Origin of the sequence: Bradyrhizobium oropedii, assembly GCF_020889685.1 — a bacterium.
Classification (GTDB): domain Bacteria; phylum Pseudomonadota; class Alphaproteobacteria; order Rhizobiales; family Xanthobacteraceae; genus Bradyrhizobium; species Bradyrhizobium oropedii.
On sequence record NZ_JACMYO010000091.1, the window covers coordinates 1 to 24,266 of the forward strand.

Consider the following 24,266-nt stretch of genomic DNA (forward strand, 5'->3'; position numbering starts at 1 on the left):
CCCGGCACGTAGTTGGAGTCGAAGCCGAGCATCTGCTGGCTCTTGGTCACGACGTCCTTGAGGATCTTGTTCAGCGCGTGCCCGATGTGGATGTTGCCGTTGGCGTAGGGCGGGCCGTCATGCAGCACGAATTTGGCGCGGCCCTCGGCTTCCCGGCGGAGCTTGTCGTAGAGGCCGATGTCGTTCCAGTATTTCAGGATTTCCGGCTCGCGTTGGGGCAGGCCGGCGCGCATCGGGAATTCCGTCTGCGGCAGGTAAAGGGTCTTGGAATAGTCCCTGGCGTCAGTCTTTTGGGCGTCGGTCTTTTGCGGCTTGTCGGACATGAAAGCTCTGATTTGGCAGGTGCGGGCGCGGATACGCGATCAATCGCGGGTGAAAACGGCGAAAATCCCGGTCTTGCGCCGAGCCTTCAGGCTCAGGCGGAAGCCGGGCCGCTAATCCGTATGATGCGCCGCGAAAACATGGGGTTTCCATAGCAGCCGGAGGCGGAATCGCAAAGCCTCCGGATTGCCCGCGGATCGTTCCACGCGACCACCCCTGGATTAGGTTGAATTGCGCTGGAGCGCGCTGAGGTGCCACCTCTCCCTTGGGAGAGGTCAGCGCGAAGCGGCGGGTGAGAGGTTAAGGTCTCGCGGTGAAGCCGGGGCGCCTCACCTGATTTGCTGCACAAATCGACCGCTCCCCGTCGGGGGAGATGCGGACCGAACCTGCGGCCAAACCGATCTAATCTCCTTGATCGCGATCCCGCGCGAGGGTGAATTTTGTAACGGACAAGGGAACTACAGCCTCTTTGTTGCCACTTTGTTCACGCGAAATAGTGGAACTGATTTCCTCCTCCATTCACCTGCCCACGCCTTATTTAGTATCAGTGGACGCGACACACACAAAATGCAGAGGGTGACCCAGCATATCAGCCGCAAGCTGGTGCAGAATATCTTCCGGTCTTTCGATTACGCGAAGGTAAGGTCTTTCGATTACGCGAAGGTAATGGGTGTGCCGTTCAACATCTACGTTGTCGCACACCTGCATGAGAGCACAGCAAAATCGGCCGCCACCATCTTCCAACTTCTACGGGATAAATACCGCGACTGGCTCTCCTATCGGACCAAGAAGCTCGGTCTCAAATTGCCGCCCATGTACGTCTTTGCCTTCGAGGCGCCCGGCAACGTGCACGTAAACTGGGTCCTGTATGTGCCGCCGGAGCTGCTACCCGACTTCCGCAAAAAGCTTCCCAGATGGCTGGCGAAGGCTCAGGGCACGCTCGGCAATTTTGATTTGGAGGTGACCGACATAGACCCGGCAGGCGCCTACAAGGGCATGGCGAATTATCTCGTCAAAGGTTGCGACCCGGCGTTTATCGAACATTCCATCTACGCGAGCTGTTCGACGAGCACGGCCCGCAAGGCACAGTCTGGGGAAAGCGGGCCGGCGTATGCCCGGCCTTCAACAAAGCAGCGCGGACAGCCGCCCGCTACGATGAGAAGCGGAGGCGCCTGATGCCCCCCAGACCCGGCGAACCGAGTTCGCCGCCCCACTGGTCAAAGGCCGCCTAGCAGGCTCCCAGAGCCTTTCGCGGGCAGGTTGCAATGGAGCCTCGAAGCAGCGTAAACGTGGCCAGCAATACTACTAGATATATATAAAACCAAAATACGCGGTTCTGAGCCGCGCACCCGGACCGGCGCCAATGGTCAGGCAGACCCGGGAACAACGTCTCGAGCTCGCTCGAACGCGCATCATCCGCGTGGTCAGTGCCCATTCCGTGGCGACAATGCGTACCCTTGAAATGAAAATCTCGGACGCTGGCCCGTTCAACCAGCGCATGGACCCGCACATCCTGACCGAGGCCCGAAACCAGCTGCTCGCGGAGGGCATTCTGCAACGCCACCAACCTGGCGCCGGCAAGCCGACTTACTTTTTCCTCGGTAACACGGAATGGGAAACCCACGCCGAACGTTACGCTGTGCTCGACGCCATTCAGACTGAGCTTGCTCAGCAGGCTGTTACAATGCGCACGGGTCAGGCGCTCGAAATCGCCGTCTTTCGCGCGATGACGGCCGCCAAACAAACTTTTTTTGGCAGATTTCTTGACTTGGCCAAACACGGCGACGACCTGCTGTATCGCAAAATCGAGCCGCCCAATTACATCGGCGACAACGTCATGCCGGATGACCGGCTCCTCGATTTCATGGTTTGCCACGGAGGCGTATGGGCAGGCATCGAGTGTAAAAACTTGCGGGAGTGGCTCTATCCTGACCGGCGCGAGGTGAAAGACCTGCTCGATAAGGCCGTGGCGCTGAACTGCGTGCCGGTTCTGATAGCGCGTCGCATTCACCCTTCCACGTTTCTCCTTTTGAATAAGTGCGGGATAATCATCCACCAGACCTACAACCAGCGCCTAGCCAACGCCGATGCGGACCTTGCTGCCCGCGCTCGGGCCAAAGACACACTCGGCTACTTCGACATCAAGCTAGGTAACGACCCCGACGACCGTCTTACAAAATTTCTGACGGTCAACTTGCCTGCCGTGCTGCCCGAAGCGCGTGAAAAACTCGATGAACACTATGACCTGCTGTGGGAGTATGCTTTCAACGGAATGTCCTACGAGGCATTCGCAGCTCGCGTGCGACGGCGCTACAACGGCGACCCCGAAGACTTTGACCCTGAGTAATCGGCTTCAGCCGGATTGCGGATTAAGCCGATGGTAGTGGCTTGCAATGCTACGGCCAGTCTGGACACTATATAGAACGGCTCGGCAAGCGATGCAGACTGCGCCTCGACTATAGGAAAAGCGAACGCAGCTTGCTGTCATAGATGACGATGGCCTTCACGTTGAATGCGACCGGCCCGATGCCGGGAATGCCCGCTAGGCAGCCGCCGCCGGGCTGGATTTCCGGCCACGATCGTCCCTGAGGCGACGTCCCGCGTCACCACGCTGCCCGCTCCGACCAGGGCGCCGTCGCCGATGGTGACGCCGGGGAGGATGATGGCGCCCCCGCCGATCCAGACGTCGCTGCCGATCCGGATCGGGCGGCCGAATTCCAGCCCGGCGCGTCGGGTTTCGGCATCGCGCGGGTGGTCGGCGGTATAGATCTGCACCGCGGGCCCGATCTGGGTGCGATCGCCGATCACGACCGTGACGACGTCGAGGATCACGCAGTTGAAGTTCAGGAACACGCCGTCGCCGAGGCTGATATTGCTGCCGTAATCGCAGAAGAACGGCGGGCGGATCACGGCGTCCTTGCCGACCCGAGCGAAGCGCTCGCAGAGTAGCGCGTGCAGCTCGGCCGCCGAAAATGCGCCCGACGCATTGTAGCGGGCCATCCAATGTTCCGCCGCGGTATGGTCGGCGGCGAGCTCCGCATCGGGGCGATACAGCTCGCCCGCCAGCATTTTCTCTTTCTCTGTCTTCAACCAATCACTCCGAGCTGCGGGAACGCGTCGGGCGCGGCGGCGAGCTGCGCGCGCGCCTTGGCGCTGTCGTCATCCATCTGGCGTATCAACGCCTCGATGGTGTCGAATTTCAGCTCTTCGCGAATGAAACCGATGAATGCGACATCAAGGACCGTGTCGTACAGGTCGCCCTTGAAATCGAACAGGAACACTTCGAGCAGCGGCGCGCCGTTGTCGAAGGTCGGACGGCGCCCGAAGCTGGCGACGCCGTCGAACCGTACCTTGTCATTGCCCTGCGCCTTGCCGACCCGCACCGCGTAGATGCCGTGCTTCAGGCCGCAATGCTTGTCGAGGCGGATATTGGCCGTGGGATAGCCGAGGTCGCGGCCGCGCTTCTCGCCATGGATCACCTTGCCGGTGGCGAACCACGGCCCGCCCAGCATCGTGGTGGCATCGGTGACCTGGCCCTCGGCGAGCGCCATGCGGATGGCGCTGGAGGAGACCGGGCGCTCCTCGATATCGACATGCGCCTGCACATCGACCTCGATGCCGAGCCGCGGTGCTTCGCTGACCAGCAGGCTCGGCGAGCCGACCCGGCCCTTGCCGAAATGGAAGTCGTAGCCGACCGCGATGCCGCTGATGCCGAGCCGGCTGATCAGGTCATGGTGAATGAAATCCTGTGCCGTGGTCCCGGCGCGCGCCTTGTCGAAGGTCATGACGACAGCGCCGGCGAGCCCGGTGGCCGCGAGAAGCCGCAGCTTGTTGGTCTCGTCCGTGAGACGGAATTGCGGGGTGTTCGGGCTGAAGAAGCTGCGCGGATGCGGCTCGAAGGTCACGGCCAGCGCAGGTACGCCGTGCGTCTTGCCCATCGCGAGCGCCGCACCGATCACGGCGCGGTGACCGAGATGGACGCCGTCGAAATTTCCCATCGCGACCACGGCGCCCTTCGGAATGGCGCTTTCGGGGGTGTTGTCGCGGATAACGGTAAAGCCGGTGCTCATGTCAGGGATTCTTCAAGGATTCTTAAGCATGATTGTTGCGCGCCGGACCGTGACGCGGCGGCGGCGTGGAAGTCAAGCGTAGCGAAAATCGCGTCAAATCCGTAACAATCCGGATTCAGCCGGTTAACGCGCTGTTTAACGCCTGCTGTTAGTCGTTGGCGGAAAGCTGCGTTTGTGCAGAAGCCAAGTTGCGTTAGTGGTTTTGGGGGGAAAGATGGCGGTTGATTTGTCCATGCCGGTTCTGGTGGTTGATGATTACAGCACCATGATCCGCATCATCCGGAATCTTCTCAAGCAGCTTGGATTCGAGAATATCGACGATGCCTCCGACGGCTCTGCGGCGCTCAACAAGATGCGCGGCAAGAAGTACGGCCTGGTGATTTCCGACTGGAATATGGAGCCGATGACCGGCTACGACCTGCTCAAGGAAGTCCGCGCCGACCCCAATCTCGCGACCACGCCCTTCATCATGATCACGGCGGAATCCAAGACCGAGAACGTGATCGCGGCCAAGAAGGCCGGCGTGAACAACTACATCGTCAAGCCGTTCAACGCCGCCACGCTGAAGACCAAGATCGAGGCGGTCTTCCCGGATATGGCGACGGCGTAAGACGCTCGTCCATCGCATCAACTGAAATTCACGTCATGCCCGGGGCAGAAGCGCGAAGCGCGTCTTCGCGCTGGACGTCCCGGGCATTTGCGTCTTTGGGGTTGAAAGTAAGGCGAGCGGACGCGAGCGCAATTTCTGAATATTAGAAATATGCCCCTGAGTTGCCCGACGTGTCAAGGCGACGGGTCGAACACCCGGCGCCATGGGCTACTTTGCATGGGGTTGTTTTCGATATTTTGCCAGCGCGCCCCTGCGGAGTTGGCCGCTACCACTTCAGCTCGCGCATCAGCGCGCGCGGCGGATGGCCGAACAATTCCTTCACCGATGCCGGATCGAGCTGCTCGATGCCCTCGAACTCTTCCGAATGGATGCCGCGGGTGACGAACAACAGGTCGATGCCGAAGTTATGGGCGCCGGTCAGGTCGGTGCGCACGGAATCGCCGATCGCGAGCACGCGGCTGAGCTCGGTCGGACGCCCGCGGCGCTCAGTGGCCAGCGCCATGGCGCGCTCATAGATCGGCCGGTGCGGCTTGCCGTAGAATATCACCTCGCCGCCGAGCTCGCGATACAGCTCAGCGACCGCGCCGGCGCAGTAGATCAGCCGGTCGCCGCGCTCGACCACGATATCAGGATTGGCGCAGACCAGCGTCAGCTTGCGTTCGAGCGCCTTGAGCAGCGTGTCGCGATAATCCTCGGCGGATTCGGTCTCGTCGTCGAACAGGCCGGTGCAGATGATGTAGTCGGCCTGCTCCAGCGGCACCATGGTGGCGTCGAGGCCGCGGTGGATCGAGCTGTCGCGCTCCGGCCCGATCCAGAAGATCTTCTGGCCGGGATGAGCGGCCACGAAGTGTCGCGTCAGGTCGCCCGAGGAGACGATCGCGTCATAGGTCTCGTCGGCGACGCCGAGCTTGCGCAGCTGGCGCTGCACGGAATCGGCCGGACGCGGCGCGTTGGTGATCAGGATGACGGTGCCGCCCTGCTGGCGGAAGGCGTGCAGCGCCTCGCAGGCCTCGGGAAAGGATTCGAGCCCGTTGTGCACCACGCCCCAGATGTCCGACAGCACGACGTCGACATCGCCGGTGAGGTCGCGCAGCCGCTCCACGAAACGCAGCGAAGTCATGATGCGATCCGTTGGTCAGGTCGGACCGAGCGCGCGGCGCGCCAGCGCGGCGCTGCCGGTTGTGCGCTGCGGAGCTGCGGGACTGGAGACAGGTGCTGAAGTGCCGGCGCCATTAAGGTCCTGGGGGTTGGCCTGCGGAGCCTCGGCGGTAGCAGATGCCCCTTCCGGCCGCAACGGCCGCGGCGGCGCGAACAGGAAGCCCTGGCCGAACCGGACATCGTAGTCGAGCAGATCGACCACCGAGCGCTCGCCCTCGATCCGTTCGGCGATCAGGTCGATGCCGAAGCGGCCGAGCAGGTCGGAGAGATCGGAAGGATGGATATCGGTCGCCGCGCTCTGCCTGGCGTCGAGCAGCAAGGCGGCGGGCACCTTGATGAAGCGGACGCCGCGATCGGCGAGTTCGCGCGGTTCGAGGCGAAGGTCGCTGACATGGTCGATCGAGAACCGGTAGCCGCGTTGCGACAGTGCCGCGAGGTTTTCGCTTTCGACCGGGCCGAGATTGCGGAAGGTCGCCTGCTTGAATTCGAGCACGAAGGACGGCGCCAGCGCACGGTTGGCTTCGAGGAAGTCGAGACACTGGGTGAAGTGCGCCGGATTGGCCAGCGTCGCCGCCGAGACGTTGCAGAACACGCCGACATCCTTGCTGCGGATCATCAGGCGGCGCAGCACCTGGACGCAGCGGAGCATCACTATGTGATCGATGCGGCCGATCAGGCCATTGGCCTCAGCCGCCCCGATGAAATCGTCGGCGGCGAGGACCTGGTCGCGCTCGTCGCGCAGCCGTGTCACCGCCTCGTAGTAGCGCACCTTGCGCTGCGGCAGCGTCACCATCGGCTGCAGGTAGATGTCGAGGCGGTTCTCGTCGATGGCGTGCTTGATCGCGCCGATCAGCTGGGCCTGGCTGCGTGAGATCGCAGGCGGAGGCGCTGCCGGCGGCGGGGGTGCAAACGCGACGGTCGGAGCCGGGGCGACCGGTTGCAGCAGATCGTCTCGCGGGGAGGCGGCCGGCTGTGCCACGGGAGTTGCTGCCAGCAGGTCCTCATGATGGGCGACGGACGCCGCAAGCTGCCGCACCAGTCCGCCGAGCTCGCTGATCTCGCCGGCCAGGCCCTGCATCCGGTCGGCGCCCGTGGAGTTGGCCGAGGCGACGCGGCCTTCGACCGCGGCCAGCCGACGGCCGAATTCGGCGACCTGGCGGGCGAGGTCGGCAGTGCCGCGTGACAGATCCGCGATCTGGCCGCCGACATCGCTGCGGTCGCGCAACCGCATCGAGACGGCGTTGTAGAGGATCAGGCAGGTGAGGGCGGTGAGCGCCACGATCGCCGATTCCGATCCGCTGATGCCGGCCACCGAATACAGCACGAAGCCGAGCGAGGCTGCGACCAGCACCATGCAGATGGCGATGAAGATCGTCGAAATGCGAATCATTGTCGCGCGCCCGCGCCCTCTCTTCGAACGTCCCCGAAGCGGGACTCTAGCACCATTGTTGATTCGACGGGTCAGCGATCTTGAGAACCGGCTGGAACTGCACACGATTTTCGCTTCGCCCTGGTCGGGGCCCGGTCATGGGCCGGAGCCTGCCTCAGCACGGCGGCCAGAGGTCCGCGGCAGCGATCCAGAACACCTCGCCCTCGGAGTCCTCGGTGTCGAGCCAGAGCAGCGGCAGGTTGGGGTAGGCGGCTTCCAGATTCTCGCGGCCACGGCCGATCTCGCAGAGCAGCCCACCCTGCGGAGTGAGGTGTTGCTTGGCCTGATCGAGCAGCCGGCGGACGATGTCGAGCCCGTCAGCGCCGCCGTCGAACGCGATCTTCGGCTCGGCGCGGCACTCGCGCGGCAGCGCCGCCATGCCCTCGGCGTCGACATAGGGCGGGTTGGAGATGATGAGGTCGTAGCGGCTGTCACCGAGCGGCTTGAACAGGTCGCCGCGATGGAGCGTGAGGCGATCGTCGAGACCGTGGTCGGCGACGTTGCGCGCGGCGACCTCGAGCGCATCCTTTGAGATGTCGACCGCATCGACCGCGGCGTTGGCGAAATGCCGGGCGGCCAGGATCGCCAGGCAGCCGGAGCCGGTGCAGAGATCGAGCACGGCTTCGACCTCCTCGGGATCGCCGATCAGCGAGGTGCCGTCCTCGTCGCCGCCGAAATGCGAATCCAGCAATTCACCGATGAAGGAGCGCGGCACGATGGTGCGCTCGTCGACATAGAACGGCAGGCCGCGCATATAGACCTTGTTCACGAGATAGGCGGCCGGCTTTCGGGTCGCGATCCGCCGCTCGATCAGGTCGAGGATCTGCTTGCCTTCGGCGGTGGTAACGCGCGCGGTCGCAAAATTCTCGAACTGGTCGGGATGCAAATGCAGCGTCTCGCAGATCAGGAACGCGGCCTCCGCCACCGGATCGGTGGTGCCGTGCGCGAACACGAGCTTGGCCGCGTTGAAGCGGCTCACCGCGTAGCGCAGGAAGTCGAACAGGGTGTGGAGCTCGCCGGCGCCGACCTTCGGCGCCTTGGGCGCGACCGGGCTGCGCCTCGCCGGCACTTCGCTGCGCTTGGCCATCAGGATTTGGTCCAGCGCGCGGCGGCCGCGTCGTCATGGTCGCGCGCCTCGATCCAGCTGGTGCCGCGCGCGCTTTCCTCGCGCTTCCAGAACGGGGCGTTGGTCTTCAGATAATCCATCAGGAACTCGGCTGCCTCGAACGCGGCCTGCCGGTGCGCCGAGGCGGTCACGACCAGCACGATGTTCTCGCCCGGCGCGATGCGGCCGAAGCGATGGATGATGGTGAGGCCCTGCAACGGCCAGCGCGCCAGCGCCTCGTCGGCATGGCGCGAAATTTCGGCTTCCGCCATGCCCGGGTAATGTTCGAGCGTCAACGCGGCGATCGGCTCGCCCTGTTCGCTGCCGCGGCAGATGCCGCTGAAGCTGACCACCGCGCCGACATCGGTGCGGTCCTTGCTCAAGGCGGCAATCTCCTGCGCGACGTCGAAGTCGGCTTCCTGGATGCGAATGGTCGCTGCAACGGGCATCGGAAGATTTAGCCGCCGGTCATCGGCGGGAAGAACGCTATCTCGCGGGCGCCGACGATTGCCGCATCCTGCTTAACATGAGCGTGGTCGATCGCCGCGCGGATCACCGTGGGCTTCTCGAAGGCATGGGCGTAGCCGTCGTCGCGCGAGGCAAGCCAGCCGATCAGTTCGCCGACGGTGCGTACCTCGGGCGGCGGCTCGACGATCTCCTCAGTCTTGCCGATGCGTTCCCGCACCCAGGCGAAATATTTCAGCTTCATCCCTCATCCTCCTTGATGAGGTGATGGATGCCGGCACGGAAGTAATCCCAGCCGGTGTAGATCGTGAAGATCGCCGACATCCACAGCAGCACGATGCCGATCAAAGTGGTGGCCGGGAAGACCTGCTCGCCCGCCTCGCCGGCGATCAGGAAGCCGATCGCCACCAGCTGGATCGTGGTCTTCCATTTTGCAAGCTTGGTGACGGGAACGCTGACCCGAAGCCCTGCGAGATATTCGCGCAGACCCGAGACCAGGATCTCGCGGCACAGGATCACGATCGCCGCCCACAGCGTCCAGCCGTGGATCGAATTGTCGGCGGCCAGCATCAGCAGGCTGGAGGCGACCAGGAGCTTGTCGGCGATCGGATCGAGCATCCGGCCGAAGGCGGACTGCTGGTCCCACATCCGGGCATAGTAGCCGTCGAGATAGTCGGTGATCCCCGCCGCAATGAACACGGCCAGCGCCACCCAGCGCAGCCACAACGGGCCGTCCAGGATCGACTGCCAGTAGACGCAGCCGATCACCACCGGGATCGCGGCGATCCGGGCGTAGGTCAGGATATTCGGGAGGGACATGGTCTTGGTCTGTCCCCGGGTCGTGGCGATGTTCATCCGTTCTACCAATACCGCTGAAGCGAGAAGGTCAACCGTGCGGGCGCCAAAGTGCGGCGAGATTACGCTGAATCGTCATGGCGCCTTAGCTCCTTGTTTAGTCGTGATTTTTTCGGACAGCCGCCGCACGCTTTGCCGCATCATGCCCTAGATGCCCTGTCGCAGGCGACGCCCTGATGACTCGCCTTTGGTTTAACCCGGTTTGGTTTAACCCGGCTGGGCGTGGAAAAACTCGAAAATCTTGCGGGCACTCTCGGCGCTGACGCCGGGAACCTTGCCGAGGTCGGCGATCGAGGCCCGCTCGATCTCCTTGAGCGTTCCGAAGTGATGCAGCAAGGCACGTTTGCGCGACGGGCCGATGCCCGGGATCTCCTGGAGGCCGGCCTCGCGGATGTCCTTCTTGCGCAGCTTGCGGTGCGAGCCGATCACGAAGCGATGGGCCTCGTCGCGCAGCCGCTGGATGAAATAGAGCACCGGGTCCCGCGGCTCCAGCTTGATGGCCTCGCGGTCCGGCATGAACAGGGTTTCCCGCCCCGCATCGCGCTCCGGCCCCTTGGCCACCGCCATCAGCGAGACCCGGGCCAGCCCGAGCTTCTCGAAAATCTCCCTGACTGCGTTGAGCTGGCCGCGGCCGCCGTCGATGATGACGAGGTCGGGCCATTGCGGGAACGAATCGTCATCCGCTTTGTCGTTGTCCTTCGCCTTGGCAGCCTCGCCCTCCGGCGGCTTCAGCAACCGCTTGAAGCGGCGCTCCAGCACCTCGCGCATCATCCCGTAATCGTCGCCGGGCGTCAGCCCTTCGGACTTGATGTTGAACTTGCGGTACTGGTTCTTCATGAACCCGTCGGGTCCCGCCACGATCATCGCGCCGACCGCGTTGGTGCCCTGGATGTGGCTGTTGTCGTAGACCTCGATGCGCTTCGGCGTATGCGGCAGGCCGAGCGTCGTGACCATGCCCTCCAGCAGCCGGCTTTGGGTTGCGGTATCGGCGAGCTTGCGGCCGAGCGCCTCGCGCGCGTTGGTGAGCGCGTGGCCGATCAGCTCCTTCTTCTCGCCGCGCTTGGGCACGGAGACCTCGACCTTGGATCCGGCCTTCACCGACAGTGCGTCGGCGAGCAGCGCGCTCTCCTCGATCTCGTGCGACAGCAGGATCAGCTTCGGCGGCGGCTTGTCGTCGTAAAACTGCGCGAGGAACGAGGACAGCACCTCCTCCGGCGTGAAGGTCTTCTCGGCCTTCGGGAAATAGGCGCGGTTGCCCCAGTTCTGGCCGGTGCGGAAGAAGAACACCTCGACGCAGGAATAGCCGCCTTCCTGGTGGATGGCGAACACATCGGCCTCTTCGACCGTGCGCGGATTGATGCCCTGCTGCGACTGGATCGCCGACAGCGCCGCGAGACGGTCGCGGTACAGCGCTGCGGTTTCGAACTCGAGCTCGCCGGAAGCCTTTTCCATCTCGGCCGCGAGCAGCTCCTTCACCGCGTGGCTGCGGCCGGAGAGGAATTCGGTCGCCTCGCGCACCAGCTCGCCGTAACCGGGGAAATCGATCTCGCGCGTGCAGGGGCCGGAGCAGCGCTTGATCTGATAGAGCAGGCAGGGGCGGCTGCGGCTTTCGAAGAAGCCGTCGGTGCAGGAGCGGATCAGGAACGCGCGCTGCAGCGCCGTGATGGTGCGGTTGACCGCGCCGGCGTTGGCGAACGGACCGAAATAGCGTCCAGGCCGCGACTGCGCGCCGCGATGCTTGAGGATCTGCGGCGCCCAATGGTCGCCGGTGATCAGAATATAGGGAAACGACTTGTCGTCGCGCAGCTGCACGTTGAAGCGCGGGCGGAGCTGCTTGATCAGATTGGCTTCGAGCAGCAGCGCCTCGGTCTCGGTCATGGTCGAGACGATCTCGACATGTGTGGTTGCCGCGATCATGCGCAGGATGCGCGCCGGCAGCGGTGCGTTGGCCCGCGCATAGGACGACAGACGCTTTTTGACGTTCTTCGCCTTGCCGACATAGAGCACGTCGTTGCCGGCGTTGAGCATGCGGTAGACGCCGGGCGAGGTCGGCGCGAGGCGGACCGCGTTCTCGATCGCGGCATGCCCGACCGACAACGTCCCCTCGGCGATCGCCTCGGAGGTGTCTTCCTGAGCCTCGGGAAGGCGTCCGTCCTCCTCCTCCTCGGCGGCGGAGGTTTCGGGATCGACGTCGCTTGTGTCGAGCGTCAGGTCGTCCTGTGGCAGGTCGGACTTTGAACCGCGCCGAGCCTTGAGGTCAGTCTTGGGGGCCGGCGTCGGGCGCTCGGGAGAATCGTGAACCATGGGCCGTAAATTAAGCGCTTGGGCGACCGGTCGCCAGCGGTGGCGGCACAGGAAAACGATCCCGATTGCAGGAGGTTATCGGCCCTGCGCGGCCGCCGGGGCCGGCGGGTAACGCATTGTTAAGACTGATGAGCGGGCCGGTAACCGGGCTTAACAGACCCTTTACTTAAAACTCTCGATAAAGCTTAGCGAAAAAAGTGGAATTCCGTAACCACGCCGGCCTTGGCCAGCGGGCTGCGGCAGTTGCGTGTGGAGAGTACCAATGACCCGGTTTGTAGCGCGTGCGCTGGCACTGATCGTCGCAGGCTGGACGACCTCGGCGGCGTCGGCCGACCTCAACTACGGTTCGCCCTATACCGTCTACCAACCGCTCAATGCCTACAGCTGGGCCGGCCCCTATCTCGGCGGCAACCTCGGCTACGGCTGGGGTTCGGTCGAGAACAACCCGACCAAGCCGTCCGGCTTCGTCGGCGGCGTGCAGGCCGGCTACAATTTCCAGAACGGCTCCCCGTGGGTGTTCGGTATCGAGGCGGATATCCAGGGCACCACTGCGGACGACCGGTTCGCGCCGTGGAAGTTCTCCAACCCGTGGTTCGGCACGGTGCGCGGTCGCGCCGGCTATGCGGTCAACAACGTGCTGTTCTACGCGACCGGCGGTCTCGCCTTCGGCGAACTGCGCGGCGAGACGTTCGGCATCACGGAGTCGCACACCAACGCGGGCTTCACCGTCGCGCCGGCGCCGAGATGGGCTTCGCCCCGCATTGGAGCGCCAAGATCGAGTATCTCTACGTCGATCTCGCCAACAGCAACTTCACGATCACCGGCGGCGCGTCGAACGGCTACAGCTTCAGCCTGGTTCGCGCGGGCATCAACTATCACTTCTGAGAACAAGAAGACGTCTGATATCAACTCCCGGCTGCGCCTCGCGCGGCCGGGTTTTTCTTTGTGCGGATGATACGACACGTCGCGCGCAGCGCAGCAGCACGCACGCCGCAGTGTCCGCGAATCCACTCGGTGGGCCACACGCCTTGGACATGCGGCACGGTCAGTCGCGTCCGCATCATGCAGGCGATCATGCAGCGAGCGCGAGCTGCGCGCTCGGCGGTCAACTCACACGCAACGCTTCACTTGGCGTCCATCACGAGCCGCGCACCGCGAGCACTCGTCATGAAACCACTAGGTTGACGGCTTTCGGGCCCTTGCCCTTCTTGTCCGGTTCAACCTCGAACGTAATGCGCTGTCCTTCAGTCAGGTCCTTCAATCCTGCACGCTCGACAGCTGTGATGTGAACGAACACATCGCGGCCGCCATCATCAGGTTTGATGAAGCCGTAGCCACGCTCTCCGTTGAAGAACTTGACTGTCCCAGTCATGGCCATCGGGAAAACTCCTCCCCCGTATTGCTCCACCGCTACGCGCACGTCGCGTAGCGGTTGACCGACATTCGCTTGTCGGAAGCTTGGCCACCTGAACAGGCCGGCGTCACGCCGCCGGTCTGCCTGGATTTTATTTCGGCCTTGTCACTCCGCCGCAACCATTCGCGGAAGCGGAACGTAAAGCCAGTCGTAACAGGATGAGCATAATACGGTTCCGCGCAAATTGCCTATGCTCAAAATCGAACTTTTCAGTGGGGGTTGTCGATCAATGTTTAGGCGTCTCTAATCTGAAGCGCGCCGCGCCGCCTTGACCGAGCGGCTTCTCGAGTTCGGGCAGGATGATCTTCAGCTCGTTCGCAAGCGTCCACGGCGGATTCACTATCAAAAGCCCGGTGGAAACGAGGCCTGCGCCCGCTTCTTGCGGCGCCACACTGAATTCCAACCGCAAGCATTTGCCGGCAGGCCGACTGCTTGCTGCTGCAGCAGCGACGCTGCGCGCGAGCTCGTCGGTGGCCTTCCGGGTTTTTACGGGGTACCACAAAAGATATGCGCCGGTCGGCCACTTCGTAAATGCTTCCGTGAAAGCACGGGTCAGCCGCTCGAACTCGTCCTTCGCTTCGAATGGCGGATCGATCAGCACGAGGCCACGCCGCTCGTTCGGCGGCACGAATGCCGGCAGCGCCGTCCAGCCATCGAGATCGACGACACGCGCCTGCGCGTCGCGCCGCAGCGCATCGATCAGCTGCTTGCGCGCCGTCGGTTCGATCTCGCAAGCGGTGAGGCGGTCTTGCGGACGCATCAGCGCTCGCGCGATCAGCGGCGAGCCGGGATAGGCCTTCAGCTCGCCTCGCGGATTGAATGCCCTGACGATATCGAGATACGGCGCGATCAGCGGCAGCGCCTCGTCGGAGAGTCGCGCCTGCATCAGTCGCGCGATGCCGGTGAGCCATTCGCCGCCGCGCTGCGCTTCGCTCGACGTCAAATCATAGAGGCCGGCGCCGGCATGGGTGTCGATGACGCGGAACGGTGCCTGCTTCTCCTGCAGATAGGTGAGCATGCGCACCAGCACGATGTGCTTGATGACGTCGGCAAAGCTGCCGGCATGAAAGGCGTGACGATAGTTCATGCGATGACGCTGCGCTCCAGAGGGTGCGCATGTTGTACTGCGTCATGCCCGGGCTTGTCCCGGGCATTGACGCTCCATCGCGCATGTTTCGTGACAGTGCAGGTGGCAGGGCTATCCGCGCGCATTCGCGCGGCGCGTATTCGCCGGCCGTGACGCGGAGGGTTTCAGCCGCCGCGGACCGGCGGCATCAGCACCTGATCGCGGCGGCAGGCGCGGCGATCGATTTCCTCGCAGGAGCGGAATTGCAGATCCTTGCTGAGGCAGATCCGCACCTCGCTGAGCCGCTTGCTGTCGCAGGTCACCGAGATCGCGGAGTTGCTGAGCCCCGGATTGGCCTTGATGAACGCCGTCTCCAGCTCGTCGGGCGCGATCGTCTTCGGCTCCGTCAATTGCAGGAATTCCTCGGGGATCTTCACCGCGGCGCGGGCCTTGCGAATGGCTTCGAAATAGGCGCGCTCGCCAAGTCCCGAGCAGGTGCCGTGCTTGTCCCACTCGTTGTAGATCAGTCCGGGCGCCGGCATCAGGTCGAGCATCGAGGTCATGATGTTGCGCGCGAGGCGGGGCGAGGGCCGCTGGCAGTATTCCGGAAAGCCCCGCTCATATTGCGGCCACAGGCCGTGCACCACGAACGAGTAGGGCCGTCCGCCGCACTGCGCCTGGGTGCCGCGGCCATTGTTGCCGCGCTCGCTCGCCGCCTCGCAGAACGAGGGCGACCATGACAGCGACAGCACATAGAAGTCGAACTCACCGGGCGCATTCTGGCGGCGATCCTGGGCCGAGGCCCCGACCGCACCACACAGAACGAAGGCGAACGAAATCAGAAATCGGGAAATAGTGACCAACCGAGGCATCAACGCTCCCCCATACTCGACCGCTCGGAGCCTAGCAGGCCTCCGGAACATTTCAAGAACAAAAGCCGCCGTCTCAAAGGCGGCGGCTTCTGCTGTAGCAATCCGGTCGGGAAATCAGGGCCGGGCGGCCCGGCAGGACGGGTTATAGGCCCAGTTGCGGTCAAGCCCGCTCACGCACCATTCGACGCCAGGGACGAGGCTCAGTGAGTCGCTGATGCCGGCAAAGCCGCCGTCCTCGATGATCGAATAGTGCACCTTGCGGACCTTGCCGTCGCTCAGCATCGCGTCGCCCGAGCAATAGCGGCGCGGAATGTTGTCGGACTGCCAGGGACGGAATGCGGTCTCGTGGATACGGCTGAAACCGGTGATGACGAGCGGCGAATTCCAGAAGGTGGCTTCCTTTTCATGGAATTGATCGCTGATAGTCGAGAGCGCCCTTTCGCAGGGCGCCACATTGCCGTCATAGCGCGGGCCGGACAGCCAGAAATTCAATTCGAACGGATTTGCGGCCTGGGCCGTCCCCCCGAAAGCCAGCATGCCGACCACGAGTGCGGCGCCGAGGCCAAGCGTGTGGCCGAGTTTGTCGCGGGAGTTGAACAGGTTGCGCATGGGAATCCACCCGATTATCCGATGCGGCGGACGGTGCCGTGAAGCCCCGACAAGGTCAAGTGCAGCGCGGCAACACCTGCCGAGAAGTCCACCGCTGGCGGCCGGCTCGTGCTTTTCACGGTCGCCGGGGCACTCTATGTTGGCTTCAAGCGAAATGGAGTCTGCGATGCGAAGGAAATTGGCCGCGTGCCTGGTTGCCGTTTGCGGGATGCTGGCCGTTGGTCCGGCGCGAGCCGACTGGATGCAGCCGGTGCCGCCGTTCAAGGGCAATGATACCGGCGGTATCATCGCCTACACGCTGGCGGCCCAGACCGATGCCCGGCAACTCGCCGTCGATCACTGCGCGACCTACGGCAAGGTCGCCAAGTTCCTTGCGGTGCAGCGCTATCCGGGTGGCTACATCTCTTTCGCCTGCCGCTGGGTACCCTATGGCGCGGCCGAGAGGCCGCTGCGCACGCGCTACTGAGCGCGCTCCATATCCGTCGATCGTTTAGCCGGGAGCTAACCGCATGACCCGACAGCTTGCCTTGATTGGTTCTGCCGTGTGCCTTGTCCTGTCCGCTGGCGCCGCAAGCGCCGTCGACCTGCCCGTTCGCAAGGCCGGCCTGTGGGAGATGAAGATGGTGCGGACCGGCGGGCCGATGCCGGAAATCACCATGCAGCACTGCACCGACGAGACCACCGACAAGGAGATGAGCGCGGCGGCCTCGCCGATGGCCAAGGAAGTCTGCGCCAAGCAGGATATCCAGAAGACCGCGACCGGCTATGTCAGCGACAGCGTGTGCAGCGTGGCCGGCATGACGATGAAGAGCCATGCCGAGATCGTCGGCGATTTCAATTCCGCCTACACGGTCAAGAGCACCTCGCATGCCGAGGGCGGCGCAGCCGGCTCGCGCGACACCACGATGACCATCGAGGCAAAATGGCTCGGCGCCTGCAAGGCAGACCAGAAGCCCGGTGACATCATCATGCCCGGCGGCATGAAGATGAACGTCAAGGACATGGAAAAGCTCAAGGGCCTGCTGCCCAAGCAGAAGTAGGGCACGGCACCTTCCGTTGCGCGCCTGAATTCGTCTCCTCTCATGTCGAGAGGCTGTGACGTTTTGCACCACCATCATCGCGATAGCCCGCGACAAGCTTGCAAGGCAATCTTGCGCTGAAGCGGCGACGTGTCCGCCCGATGTCTCGGCAGCGGTCATGTGCCGGTTTCGGTCGCGCGTAAAACGCGACGCCACTTGCACGACGACATCGACATCATTGAACGATCACTGCGCGTGTCTCGCGCGCGAGCAAGCTGAGAGATCAAATACGCACTTCGAAATTTCCGTGCTGCAAGCTTGCTGCGACAACATGTCGTTTTGAATCGTTCCAGTGCACGCATCTTGAATCGCTCCAGTGTTTCGCGTCGTGCGCGCTTCAAGCAATTCTATTTTGCGCGCGTAGAATTTCGCGCACCTCGCCGATAGAAGTCCGCCCCAATCGATGCCGCATCATGACGAATGTGCGGCTCGATCAAGATTGGGAAGTGTGGGGATTTGTTCGGTGGGAATGACTTCGTGTCGAAGCAGGCGCGGCTTGCTTGGATCAACGGCTGCGATCAATGCAGCGTTTCTTGGTTCGGTCGTGCTTGCACCAATGAGTGCAAACGTCGCCAGCGCTCAGGCGCAAACCAGCCCACCGCAGAGCAATGTCAGCGTGCTTCCGGCAGTGACGGTGGATCAGCCCGGCGCCGCAAAGAAGCGCGCTGCCGCTGCTTCGAGTCAGAACGCCAGGTCTTCGCGCGCAGTCGCGGCGAACCGACGCGGTCGTATCGCGGCATCCGCGCAGAGCCAGGCGCCGCGCTCGCAAGGCACCGCAGGCGCGGTCGGCACGACGACCGGTTATGTCGCGACCGGCAGCACGGCCGGCACCAAGACCAACACATCGCTGATCGAGACGCCGCAGTCGCTTTCAGTCGTCACGCAAAAAGAGCTCAGGGATCGCAACGTTCAGACGCTCAAGGACGCCGTCAACTACACGCCCGGCGTGACGACCACGGCGTTTGGCTATGATCCCCGGTTCGATAGCTTCTACATCCGTGGCTTCGATGCGACCTATACCGGGATCTATCGGGACGGCCTGCGTCAAGGCGGCGGCAATTTCGCCATTCCCAAGATCGAGCCCTACGGTCTCGACAGTGTGTCGATCCTGCGCGGCCCCGCCTCGGGACTCTATGGCCTTGGCTCTCCGGGGGGCATCGTGGATGTCACCACCAAGCGTCCGACCTTGACGCCGTTCGGCGAGGTGCAGCTGCAAGCCGGCAATTATGATCGTTACCAGGGCAGTTTCGATATCGGCGGTCCGGTGCCCGGCAGCGATCAGCTGTACTACCGGTTGACGGGTTTGCTCCGTGACGCAAAGACCTGGTTTCCCGGCAACGACGATGACCGCGCCTACATCGCGCCCGCGCTGACCTGGCGGCCGGATGCCGATACGTCGTTCACGATCCTGAGCGAATACCAAACCAGCCGCACCGCCGCGAGCGTCGGCAACTTCCGCACGCCCGACGGACAACTGACCAACATCTACTCGAATGATCCGGCCTTCAGCGCGATGGATCAGAAGCAGTATCGCATCGGCTATGCGTTCGAGCATAACGTCGACGACGTCTGGACGGTGCGGCAGAATTTCCGCTTCTACCAGGTCGACACCGACGCCAAGTACACCCAGATCGATTCCATCGACAGCAGCACCAATCTCGCGTCGCGTTCCGCCTGGCGCATCCTGGATAGTTTCAACACCGTAACGCTCGACAATCAGGCCGAGGCCAAGTTCATGCTCGGCTCGATCAAGAACACGGCGTTGTTCGGCGTTGACTATGGGCACTCCTACTACAACGACAAGATCGGCTACGGTGCGGCTCCGGATCTCAATCTCCTGACGATGAACTACGGCGCCCAGGCCATCGCGGCGCCGGCATTCTCGATCTTCAACAAGCAGTCGACCGACGAGGTCGGTGTCTATGCACAGGAGCAGGCCAGGCTCGGAGGCTTCGTCCTGACGCTCAATGGCCGCCAGAGCTGGGTATCGCAGACGACGACGGCCGGTCTCGACGGCGTGCCGTCAACGCAGAAGGCGACGGCCTTCACCGGCCGCGCGGGCCTCGCTTATGTCTTCGATAGCGGCGTTGCGCCCTATGTCAGCTATGCGACGTCGTTCAGCCCGCAGGTCGGCGTCGACGCATCGGGGGTACCGTTCAGGCCGACCACCGGCGAGCAGAAGGAAATCGGTATCAAGTACCAGATGCCGCAGGTGCCGGTGCTGTTGACCGCCGCGGTGTTCGACATCACCCAGGACAATGTGCTGCGCACCGATCCCAACAACATGGCGTTCCAGGCGGCGACCGGGCAGGTCGAATCCAAGGGCGTCGAGCTCGAGGCAAAGCTGGCGCTCAAGCAGGGCTTCGATCTCACCGCCGCCTACACCCATCTCAACATCGTGATCACGCAGGGCAATCCCGATACGACCGGCAACGAGCTGTCAGGCATTCCGAGGAATTCCTTCGCCGCCTTCGGCAAATACACGTTCCAGTCCGGCGTCCCCGTCGAAGGGCTCGGGCTTGGTCTCGGTGTCCGTTATATCGGCACCAATTTCGGCAACGACCAGAATACGTTCCTGAATACGGCGACGACGTTGTTCGATGCCGTGATCGATTACGATCTGGGCAAGCTGGACCGGCGCTTCCTCGGCGCCACCATGCGGCTCAACGCCAGCAATCTTTTCGACAAGCACTACCAGACCTGTCAGTCCGGCTACTGCTACGCCGGCGAACGGCGTCAGCTGATCGGCACTTTGTCTTACCGCTGGTAGCTACACCGGCACCCGCACCGTGGCGCGCAGGCCGCCCATCGGGCTGTCGCCGAGCATGATGTCACCGCCATGCGAGCGCGCGATGTCGCGGGCGATCGCAAGTCCGAGCCCGCTGCCGCCCTCATCCTGGTTGCGGGCATCGTCGAGCCGCAGGAAGGGCTTGAACACTTCCTCGCGCATGTTGGCAGGGATGCCGGGCCCGTCGTCGTCGACCGTGATGTTGAGATAGCGGTGGTCGCGCTGACCGGTGATCGAGATCGTGTTGGCGTGGCGCGCCGCGTTGGAGACGAGGTTGGCGAGGCAGCGCTTGAACGAGGCCGGCTTCACCGTGACGACCGGCAGGCCGTGGAACGCGACGGTCGCGATATGGCCGTGGCGCTCGGCGTCGCTGCGCAGTTCCTCCAGCGCCATCGCCATGTCGGTCGGTTGCGCGACCTCGCCGGAATCGCCGCGCGCGAAGGCGAGGTAATCCTCCAGCATCATCGACATCTCGTCGACGTCCTTGCGCATCGCGTCGATCTCGGGGCCTTCGCCGATCAAGGCGAGCTCGAGCTTGAAGCGGGTCAGGATGGTGCGCAGATCATGCGACACGCCGGCGAGCATTGCGGTGCGCTGCTCGATCGAGCGCTCGACGCGCGCCTTCATCTCGATGAAGGCCTGCGCTGCGCGCCGCACCTCGCGCGCGCCGCGCGGCCGGAAATTCGGCGCTTCGCGGCCCTTGCCGAAACTTTCGGCAGCGTCGGCCAGCCGCAAGATCGGTTTGATCTGGTTGCGCAGGAACAGCACGGCGACGATCAAGAGGATCGTCGAGGTGCCAAGCATCCAGAAGATGAAGATCTCCGAGTTGGAGGCGTAGGCCGCGCTGCGCTGGGCGAATATCCGCATTACCGAATCGTCGAGCTGCACGCGGATCTCGACCAGGTTGGATTTGCCGACGGTGTCGATCCAGAACGGACGGCTGATCTGCCGGCCGAGCTGCACCGAGAGCGTCTGGTCGAGCAGCGAGAAGAACGGCTTCGGTCCCGGCGGAGGCATGTCGCCCGCGGGAAGGAAATCGACCACCAGTTGCAGCTTCTGGGCGATGCCGCGCAGGTGCGCGCGGTCCTTGTCCTGCGGATAGGTCTTGTAGACGTCGATCAGCGCCGCGATGTCGGACACCACGGCGGCCGACAGGCGTCGCGTCACCGTGTTCCAGTGCCGCTCCATGAACACGAAGGCGACCACGGTCTGCAGGATCACCATCGGCACGATCATGATCAGCAGCGCGCGTGCGTAGAGGCCGGTCGGCATCCAGCTCTTGAACGCGTTGCCCATCCAGCCGTTCGCCTTCGAGACGCGCTGCGAGGCGTTCTTGATCAGGGTCAGGCCGGAGTCGAGCGTGCTCATGGGCTGTCTTATGGCGAGGCGACCAGGCGATAGCCGATGCCGCGGACCGCCTGGAGGAACAGCGGATTGGCGGGATCGTGCTCGATCTTGCGGCGCAGGCGGTTGATCTGCACATCGACCGCACGCTCGTTGACGGTACCGCCAGAGGTCAGCTCGGCGCGCGGCACGGTCTCGCCGGGTGCGCTCGCAAGGATGCGCAGCATCTCGCGCTCGCGGTCGGTGAGATGGATGATCTCCTCGCCCTGACGCAGCTCGCTGCGCTCGATGTGGAAGATGTAGGGGCCGAACGCGATCTGCTCGACGGTCACGACCTGCGGCGGCGCGGTGCGCTTGAGGATGTTGCCGATGCGCAGCACGAGCTCGCGCGGCTCGAACGGCTTGGCGACGTAATCGTCGGCGCCGATCTGCAGGCCCTCGATGCGGGCTTCCGCCTCGTGGCGCGCGGTCAGCATGATGATCGGCACCGTGGAGGAACTGCGGATGAAGCGGGCGAGGTCGAAGCCGTTCTCGCCGGGCATCATCACGTCGAGGATGAGCAGGTCGAAATGCAGTCCGAGCAGCTTGGCGCGCGCGTCGGTGGCGCTCATTGCCGTCGTGACGCGATAGCCCTCGCTGGAGAGAAAGCGCGACAACAGGTCGCGAATACGGCGGTCGTCGTCGACCAGAAGCAGATGCGGCGCGTCGTCGGCCGGTTCGATCGGCGCGCGCATCATGGTTGCAGCCTGCACCAGGTTCACTCCCTTGTTTTTCTGCCGCCGCCGAAGATCGCTTCGAGCACCTTGTCGGGATCGTCGCGGTCGATCATCGCGCGGAGGAACTGGCGAACCGTCTCGACGCCGGCCGGATCGATGCCGGCGATGGCGCGGTTGATGCGGTCGGTCTGCAACCCTGCGAGCTTGCCGACCAGCGCCTCACCCTTCGGGGTGGCGTAGAGCAGGCGCTGCCGGCGGTCGTTGTTGCCGGTCTTCTGCACGATGTAGCCCTCGTCCAGGAGCTGCTTGAGCACGCGCCCGAGCGATTGCTTGGTGATGCGCAGGACATCGAGCAGGTCGGCGACCTTCAGCCCGGGATAGCGGGTGACGAAGTGGATGACGCGGTGGTGCGCGCGGCCGAAACCGAACGCCTCCAGCTCCTGGTCGGCGTCGCCGACAAAGTCGCGGTAGGCGAAGAACAGCAGCTCGATGATGTCCCAGCGCAGGTCGCGCGAGCCCGCCGCAGGAGCGTTCTCATCTCCCTGCGAATCGGGCTTGGCAGCCATGCCTGAGAAATTTATGTCAGTCATATTGACGTATCTTGGTCTCAATGTTACAAAACTGACTGTCACGACGAAACATTAAGTCGTTTCGTCCTCGACAGCGTTTGACACGGCCTGAAAAAGCCTGTGAGGCGGTTTGGGCCGCAAATTGGACTACCGTGCGATTGTCGAGCGGCATTTCGGCAAACATACTGGACTTCAGCACTCCGCAAAAGCATGTCTAAACGGCATGTTGGCGACGGAAACCGGCCGGATTGCCGGCGGTGGTGAAGTCCGGACCAGCCGAGCCTGATGGCTCCGGGGGAAACAGGCCAGCGCCCGATATGGCGCCGGTTCCGACAGCGGAAAGCAAGAAAAATGACATTGAAATTCGACATCCAGCCTTCGCCGAATGCCACGTCCGACAAGGACCGCGCGGCGAAGCTCGTGGACCCGGGCTTCGGCCGCGTCTTCACCGACCACATGGCGATTGTCCGCTATAGCCAGGGCAAGGGCTGGCACAGCGCCCGCGTCGAGGCACGCGCGAACTTTCCGCTCGATCCGGCCGGCGCGGTGCTGCACTACGCCCAGGAAATTTTCGAAGGTCTCAAGGCCTACAGGCGCGACGATGGTGGCGTGAACCTGTTCCGCCCCGACGCCAATGCCCGGCGCTTTCGCGATTCGGCCGAGCGCATGGCGATGGCGCCGCTGCCCGACGACGTGTTCATCGATGCGGTCGAGCAGCTGGTGCGGATGGATCGCGCCTGGATCCCGGGCGGCGAGGGCAGTCTCTATCTGCGGCCGTTCATGATCGCGAGCGAGGTCTTCCTCGGCGTGAAGCCGTCGGCGGAATACATCTTCTCGGTGATCGCATCTCCGGTCGGCTCCTATTTCAAGGGCGGCCCCGCGCCGGTCTCGATCTGGGTGTCGGAGAATTACACGCGTGCCGCGATCGGCGGCACCGGTGCCGTCAAGTGCGGCGGCAATTATGCAGCAAGCCTGCGCGCGCAGGCCGAGGCGATCGATCGCGGCTGCGACCAGGTCGTGTTCCTCGATGCGGTCGAGCGCCGCTATATCGAAGAGCTCGGCGGCATGAACATCTTCTTCGCCTTCGACGACGGCTCGCTGCTGACGCCGCCGCTCGGCACCATCCTGCCCGGCATCACCCGCGACTCGATCATCGCGCTCGCCAAGGATACCGGCACCCGCGTGCGCGAGGAGCCCTATACGATCCAGCAGTGGCGCGCGGATGCGGCCAGCGGCAAGCTGAAGGAAGCGTTCGCCTGCGGCACCGCCGCCGTGATCTCGCCGATCGGCAAGGTGTGCTCGGCGAGCGGCGACTTCCAGATCAGCGGCGGCGTGGCCGGCCCGGTCGCCATGGGCCTGCGCAAGAAGCTGGTCGACATCCAGTATGGTCGCACCAACGATCCGCATAACTGGATCAGGAACGTCGCCTGACGCGCAGCGGTCCACCGCTGAGCGCTCCGATTTGGCGCCTCTTCCTGTGCAAGGGAGAGGC

General features: G+C 63.7%; 24 protein-coding genes and 1 pseudogene. 8 read left to right on the top strand and 17 right to left on the bottom strand.

Annotation, left to right across the window (positions count from 1 at the left end):
• Positions 1-323 (bottom strand): class I tRNA ligase family protein (locus tag H8A95_RS24045; protein ID WP_229185311.1); only part of this gene is annotated, 323 nt, incomplete at its 3' end.
• A 574-nt stretch (positions 324-897) separates the two neighbouring features.
• Here H8A95_RS24045 and H8A95_RS24050 point away from each other — a divergent pair.
• Complete coding sequence (locus H8A95_RS24050) at positions 898-1,497, top strand: hypothetical protein (RefSeq protein ID WP_229185312.1); 600 nt, start codon at positions 898-900, stop codon at positions 1,495-1,497.
• A gap of 187 nt (positions 1,498-1,684) precedes the next feature.
• Complete coding sequence (locus H8A95_RS24055; RefSeq protein ID WP_229185313.1) at positions 1,685-2,668, top strand: hypothetical protein; 984 nt, start codon at positions 1,685-1,687, stop codon at positions 2,666-2,668.
• Between the two features lie 137 nt (positions 2,669-2,805).
• On the opposite strand, the gene H8A95_RS24060 is transcribed toward H8A95_RS24055, so the two are convergent.
• Positions 2,806-3,390: a sugar O-acetyltransferase gene (locus tag H8A95_RS24060; RefSeq protein WP_229185335.1), complete on the bottom strand. Its 585-nt coding sequence runs from the start codon at positions 3,388-3,390 to the stop codon at positions 2,806-2,808.
• 17 nt (positions 3,391-3,407) lie between these two features.
• On the bottom strand, positions 3,408-4,391 hold the full coding sequence (locus H8A95_RS24065; protein WP_229185314.1) for a bifunctional riboflavin kinase/FAD synthetase: 984 nt from the start codon (positions 4,389-4,391) through the stop codon (positions 3,408-3,410).
• A gap of 214 nt (positions 4,392-4,605) precedes the next feature.
• On the opposite strand from H8A95_RS24065, the gene H8A95_RS24070 reads away from it, so the two are divergent.
• Positions 4,606-5,001 carry a response regulator gene (locus H8A95_RS24070; RefSeq protein ID WP_016844467.1) on the top strand — a complete coding sequence of 132 codons (396 nt, stop codon included), beginning with the start codon at positions 4,606-4,608 and terminating at the stop codon, positions 4,999-5,001.
• Between the two features lie 265 nt (positions 5,002-5,266).
• Here H8A95_RS24070 and H8A95_RS24075 read toward each other — a convergent pair whose 3' ends face one another.
• The 7 genes from H8A95_RS24075 to uvrC form a co-directional block, all read right to left on the bottom strand.
• Positions 5,267-6,121 carry a TIGR01459 family HAD-type hydrolase gene (locus H8A95_RS24075; RefSeq protein ID WP_229185315.1) on the bottom strand — a complete coding sequence of 285 codons (855 nt, stop codon included), beginning with the start codon at positions 6,119-6,121 and terminating at the stop codon, positions 5,267-5,269.
• A 15-nt stretch (positions 6,122-6,136) separates the two neighbouring features.
• Positions 6,137-7,549 (bottom strand): EAL domain-containing protein, encoded by a 1,413-nt coding sequence (locus H8A95_RS24080; RefSeq protein ID WP_229185316.1) that lies wholly within the window; start codon positions 7,547-7,549, stop codon positions 6,137-6,139.
• Between the two features lie 154 nt (positions 7,550-7,703).
• A complete protein-coding gene (gene prmB / locus H8A95_RS24085) occupies positions 7,704-8,675 on the bottom strand; it encodes a 50S ribosomal protein L3 N(5)-glutamine methyltransferase (protein WP_229185317.1) in 972 nt (323 codons plus the stop codon).
• Positions 8,675-9,142 carry a molybdenum cofactor biosynthesis protein MoaE gene (locus tag H8A95_RS24090; RefSeq protein WP_229185318.1) on the bottom strand — a complete coding sequence of 156 codons (468 nt, stop codon included), beginning with the start codon at positions 9,140-9,142 and terminating at the stop codon, positions 8,675-8,677. The genes prmB and H8A95_RS24090 overlap by 1 nt, the downstream gene beginning before the upstream one ends.
• Before the next feature lie 8 nt (positions 9,143-9,150).
• Positions 9,151-9,402 carry a molybdopterin converting factor subunit 1 gene (gene moaD, locus H8A95_RS24095; protein WP_229185319.1) on the bottom strand — a complete coding sequence of 84 codons (252 nt, stop codon included), beginning with the start codon at positions 9,400-9,402 and terminating at the stop codon, positions 9,151-9,153.
• Positions 9,399-10,013, bottom strand: a complete 615-nt coding sequence (pgsA, locus tag H8A95_RS24100; RefSeq protein WP_016844474.1) for a CDP-diacylglycerol--glycerol-3-phosphate 3-phosphatidyltransferase — start codon at positions 10,011-10,013, stop codon at positions 9,399-9,401. The genes moaD and pgsA overlap by 4 nt, the downstream gene beginning before the upstream one ends.
• Before the next feature lie 207 nt (positions 10,014-10,220).
• Positions 10,221-12,317, bottom strand: coding sequence for an excinuclease ABC subunit UvrC (uvrC, locus tag H8A95_RS24105; protein ID WP_229185320.1), 2,097 nt, complete (start codon positions 12,315-12,317; stop codon positions 10,221-10,223).
• 262 nt (positions 12,318-12,579) lie between these two features.
• On the opposite strand from uvrC, the pseudogene H8A95_RS24110 reads away from it, so the two are divergent.
• A pseudogene (locus tag H8A95_RS24110) lies at positions 12,580-13,202 on the top strand (outer membrane protein).
• A 280-nt stretch (positions 13,203-13,482) separates the two neighbouring features.
• On the opposite strand, the gene H8A95_RS24115 reads toward H8A95_RS24110, so the two are convergent.
• From H8A95_RS24115 to H8A95_RS24130, 4 genes are all read right to left on the bottom strand, one after another.
• Positions 13,483-13,695, bottom strand: coding sequence for a cold-shock protein (locus H8A95_RS24115; RefSeq protein WP_016844477.1), 213 nt, complete (start codon positions 13,693-13,695; stop codon positions 13,483-13,485).
• Between the two features lie 262 nt (positions 13,696-13,957).
• Positions 13,958-14,818 (bottom strand): 23S rRNA (adenine(2030)-N(6))-methyltransferase RlmJ, encoded by an 861-nt coding sequence (locus H8A95_RS24120; RefSeq protein ID WP_229185321.1) that lies wholly within the window; start codon positions 14,816-14,818, stop codon positions 13,958-13,960.
• A 164-nt stretch (positions 14,819-14,982) separates the two neighbouring features.
• On the bottom strand, positions 14,983-15,669 hold the full coding sequence (locus H8A95_RS24125; RefSeq protein ID WP_229185322.1) for a ribonuclease T2 family protein: 687 nt from the start codon (positions 15,667-15,669) through the stop codon (positions 14,983-14,985).
• A gap of 114 nt (positions 15,670-15,783) precedes the next feature.
• The gene (locus tag H8A95_RS24130) at positions 15,784-16,278 is read right to left on the bottom strand and encodes a hypothetical protein (RefSeq protein WP_229185323.1); all 495 of its coding nucleotides are present in this window, start codon (positions 16,276-16,278) and stop codon (positions 15,784-15,786) included.
• 166 nt (positions 16,279-16,444) lie between these two features.
• On the opposite strand from H8A95_RS24130, the gene H8A95_RS24135 reads away from it, so the two are divergent.
• The 3 genes from H8A95_RS24135 to H8A95_RS24145 all read left to right on the top strand — a co-directional run bounded on the left by H8A95_RS24135 (position 16,445) and on the right by H8A95_RS24145 (position 20,127).
• Positions 16,445-16,744 (top strand): hypothetical protein, encoded by a 300-nt coding sequence (locus H8A95_RS24135; RefSeq protein ID WP_229185324.1) that lies wholly within the window; start codon positions 16,445-16,447, stop codon positions 16,742-16,744.
• 43 nt (positions 16,745-16,787) lie between these two features.
• Entirely contained in the window at positions 16,788-17,318 is a 531-nt protein-coding gene (locus H8A95_RS24140) for a DUF3617 domain-containing protein (RefSeq protein WP_163155128.1), read from the top strand.
• Positions 17,319-17,913: 595 nt separating this feature from the next.
• Positions 17,914-20,127 carry a TonB-dependent siderophore receptor gene (locus H8A95_RS24145; RefSeq protein WP_229185325.1) on the top strand — a complete coding sequence of 738 codons (2,214 nt, stop codon included), beginning with the start codon at positions 17,914-17,916 and terminating at the stop codon, positions 20,125-20,127.
• Here the strand turns inward: H8A95_RS24145 and H8A95_RS24150 are convergent, their stop codons facing one another.
• Genes H8A95_RS24150 through H8A95_RS24160 form a run of 3 tightly spaced genes read right to left on the bottom strand, consistent with a single transcriptional unit; the run spans position 20,128 to position 22,795 of the window.
• Positions 20,128-21,513 carry an ATP-binding protein gene (locus H8A95_RS24150; protein WP_229185326.1) on the bottom strand — a complete coding sequence of 462 codons (1,386 nt, stop codon included), beginning with the start codon at positions 21,511-21,513 and terminating at the stop codon, positions 20,128-20,130.
• An 8-nt stretch (positions 21,514-21,521) separates the two neighbouring features.
• The gene (locus tag H8A95_RS24155) at positions 21,522-22,226 is read right to left on the bottom strand and encodes a response regulator (protein ID WP_420831339.1); all 705 of its coding nucleotides are present in this window, start codon (positions 22,224-22,226) and stop codon (positions 21,522-21,524) included.
• Between the two features lie 20 nt (positions 22,227-22,246).
• Complete coding sequence (locus tag H8A95_RS24160; RefSeq protein WP_420839445.1) at positions 22,247-22,795, bottom strand: MarR family winged helix-turn-helix transcriptional regulator; 549 nt, start codon at positions 22,793-22,795, stop codon at positions 22,247-22,249.
• 330 nt (positions 22,796-23,125) lie between these two features.
• On the opposite strand from H8A95_RS24160, the gene H8A95_RS24165 reads away from it, so the two are divergent.
• The gene (locus H8A95_RS24165; RefSeq protein ID WP_229185327.1) at positions 23,126-24,205 is read left to right on the top strand and encodes a branched-chain amino acid aminotransferase; all 1,080 of its coding nucleotides are present in this window, start codon (positions 23,126-23,128) and stop codon (positions 24,203-24,205) included.
• Positions 24,206-24,266 lie beyond the last annotated feature (61 nt).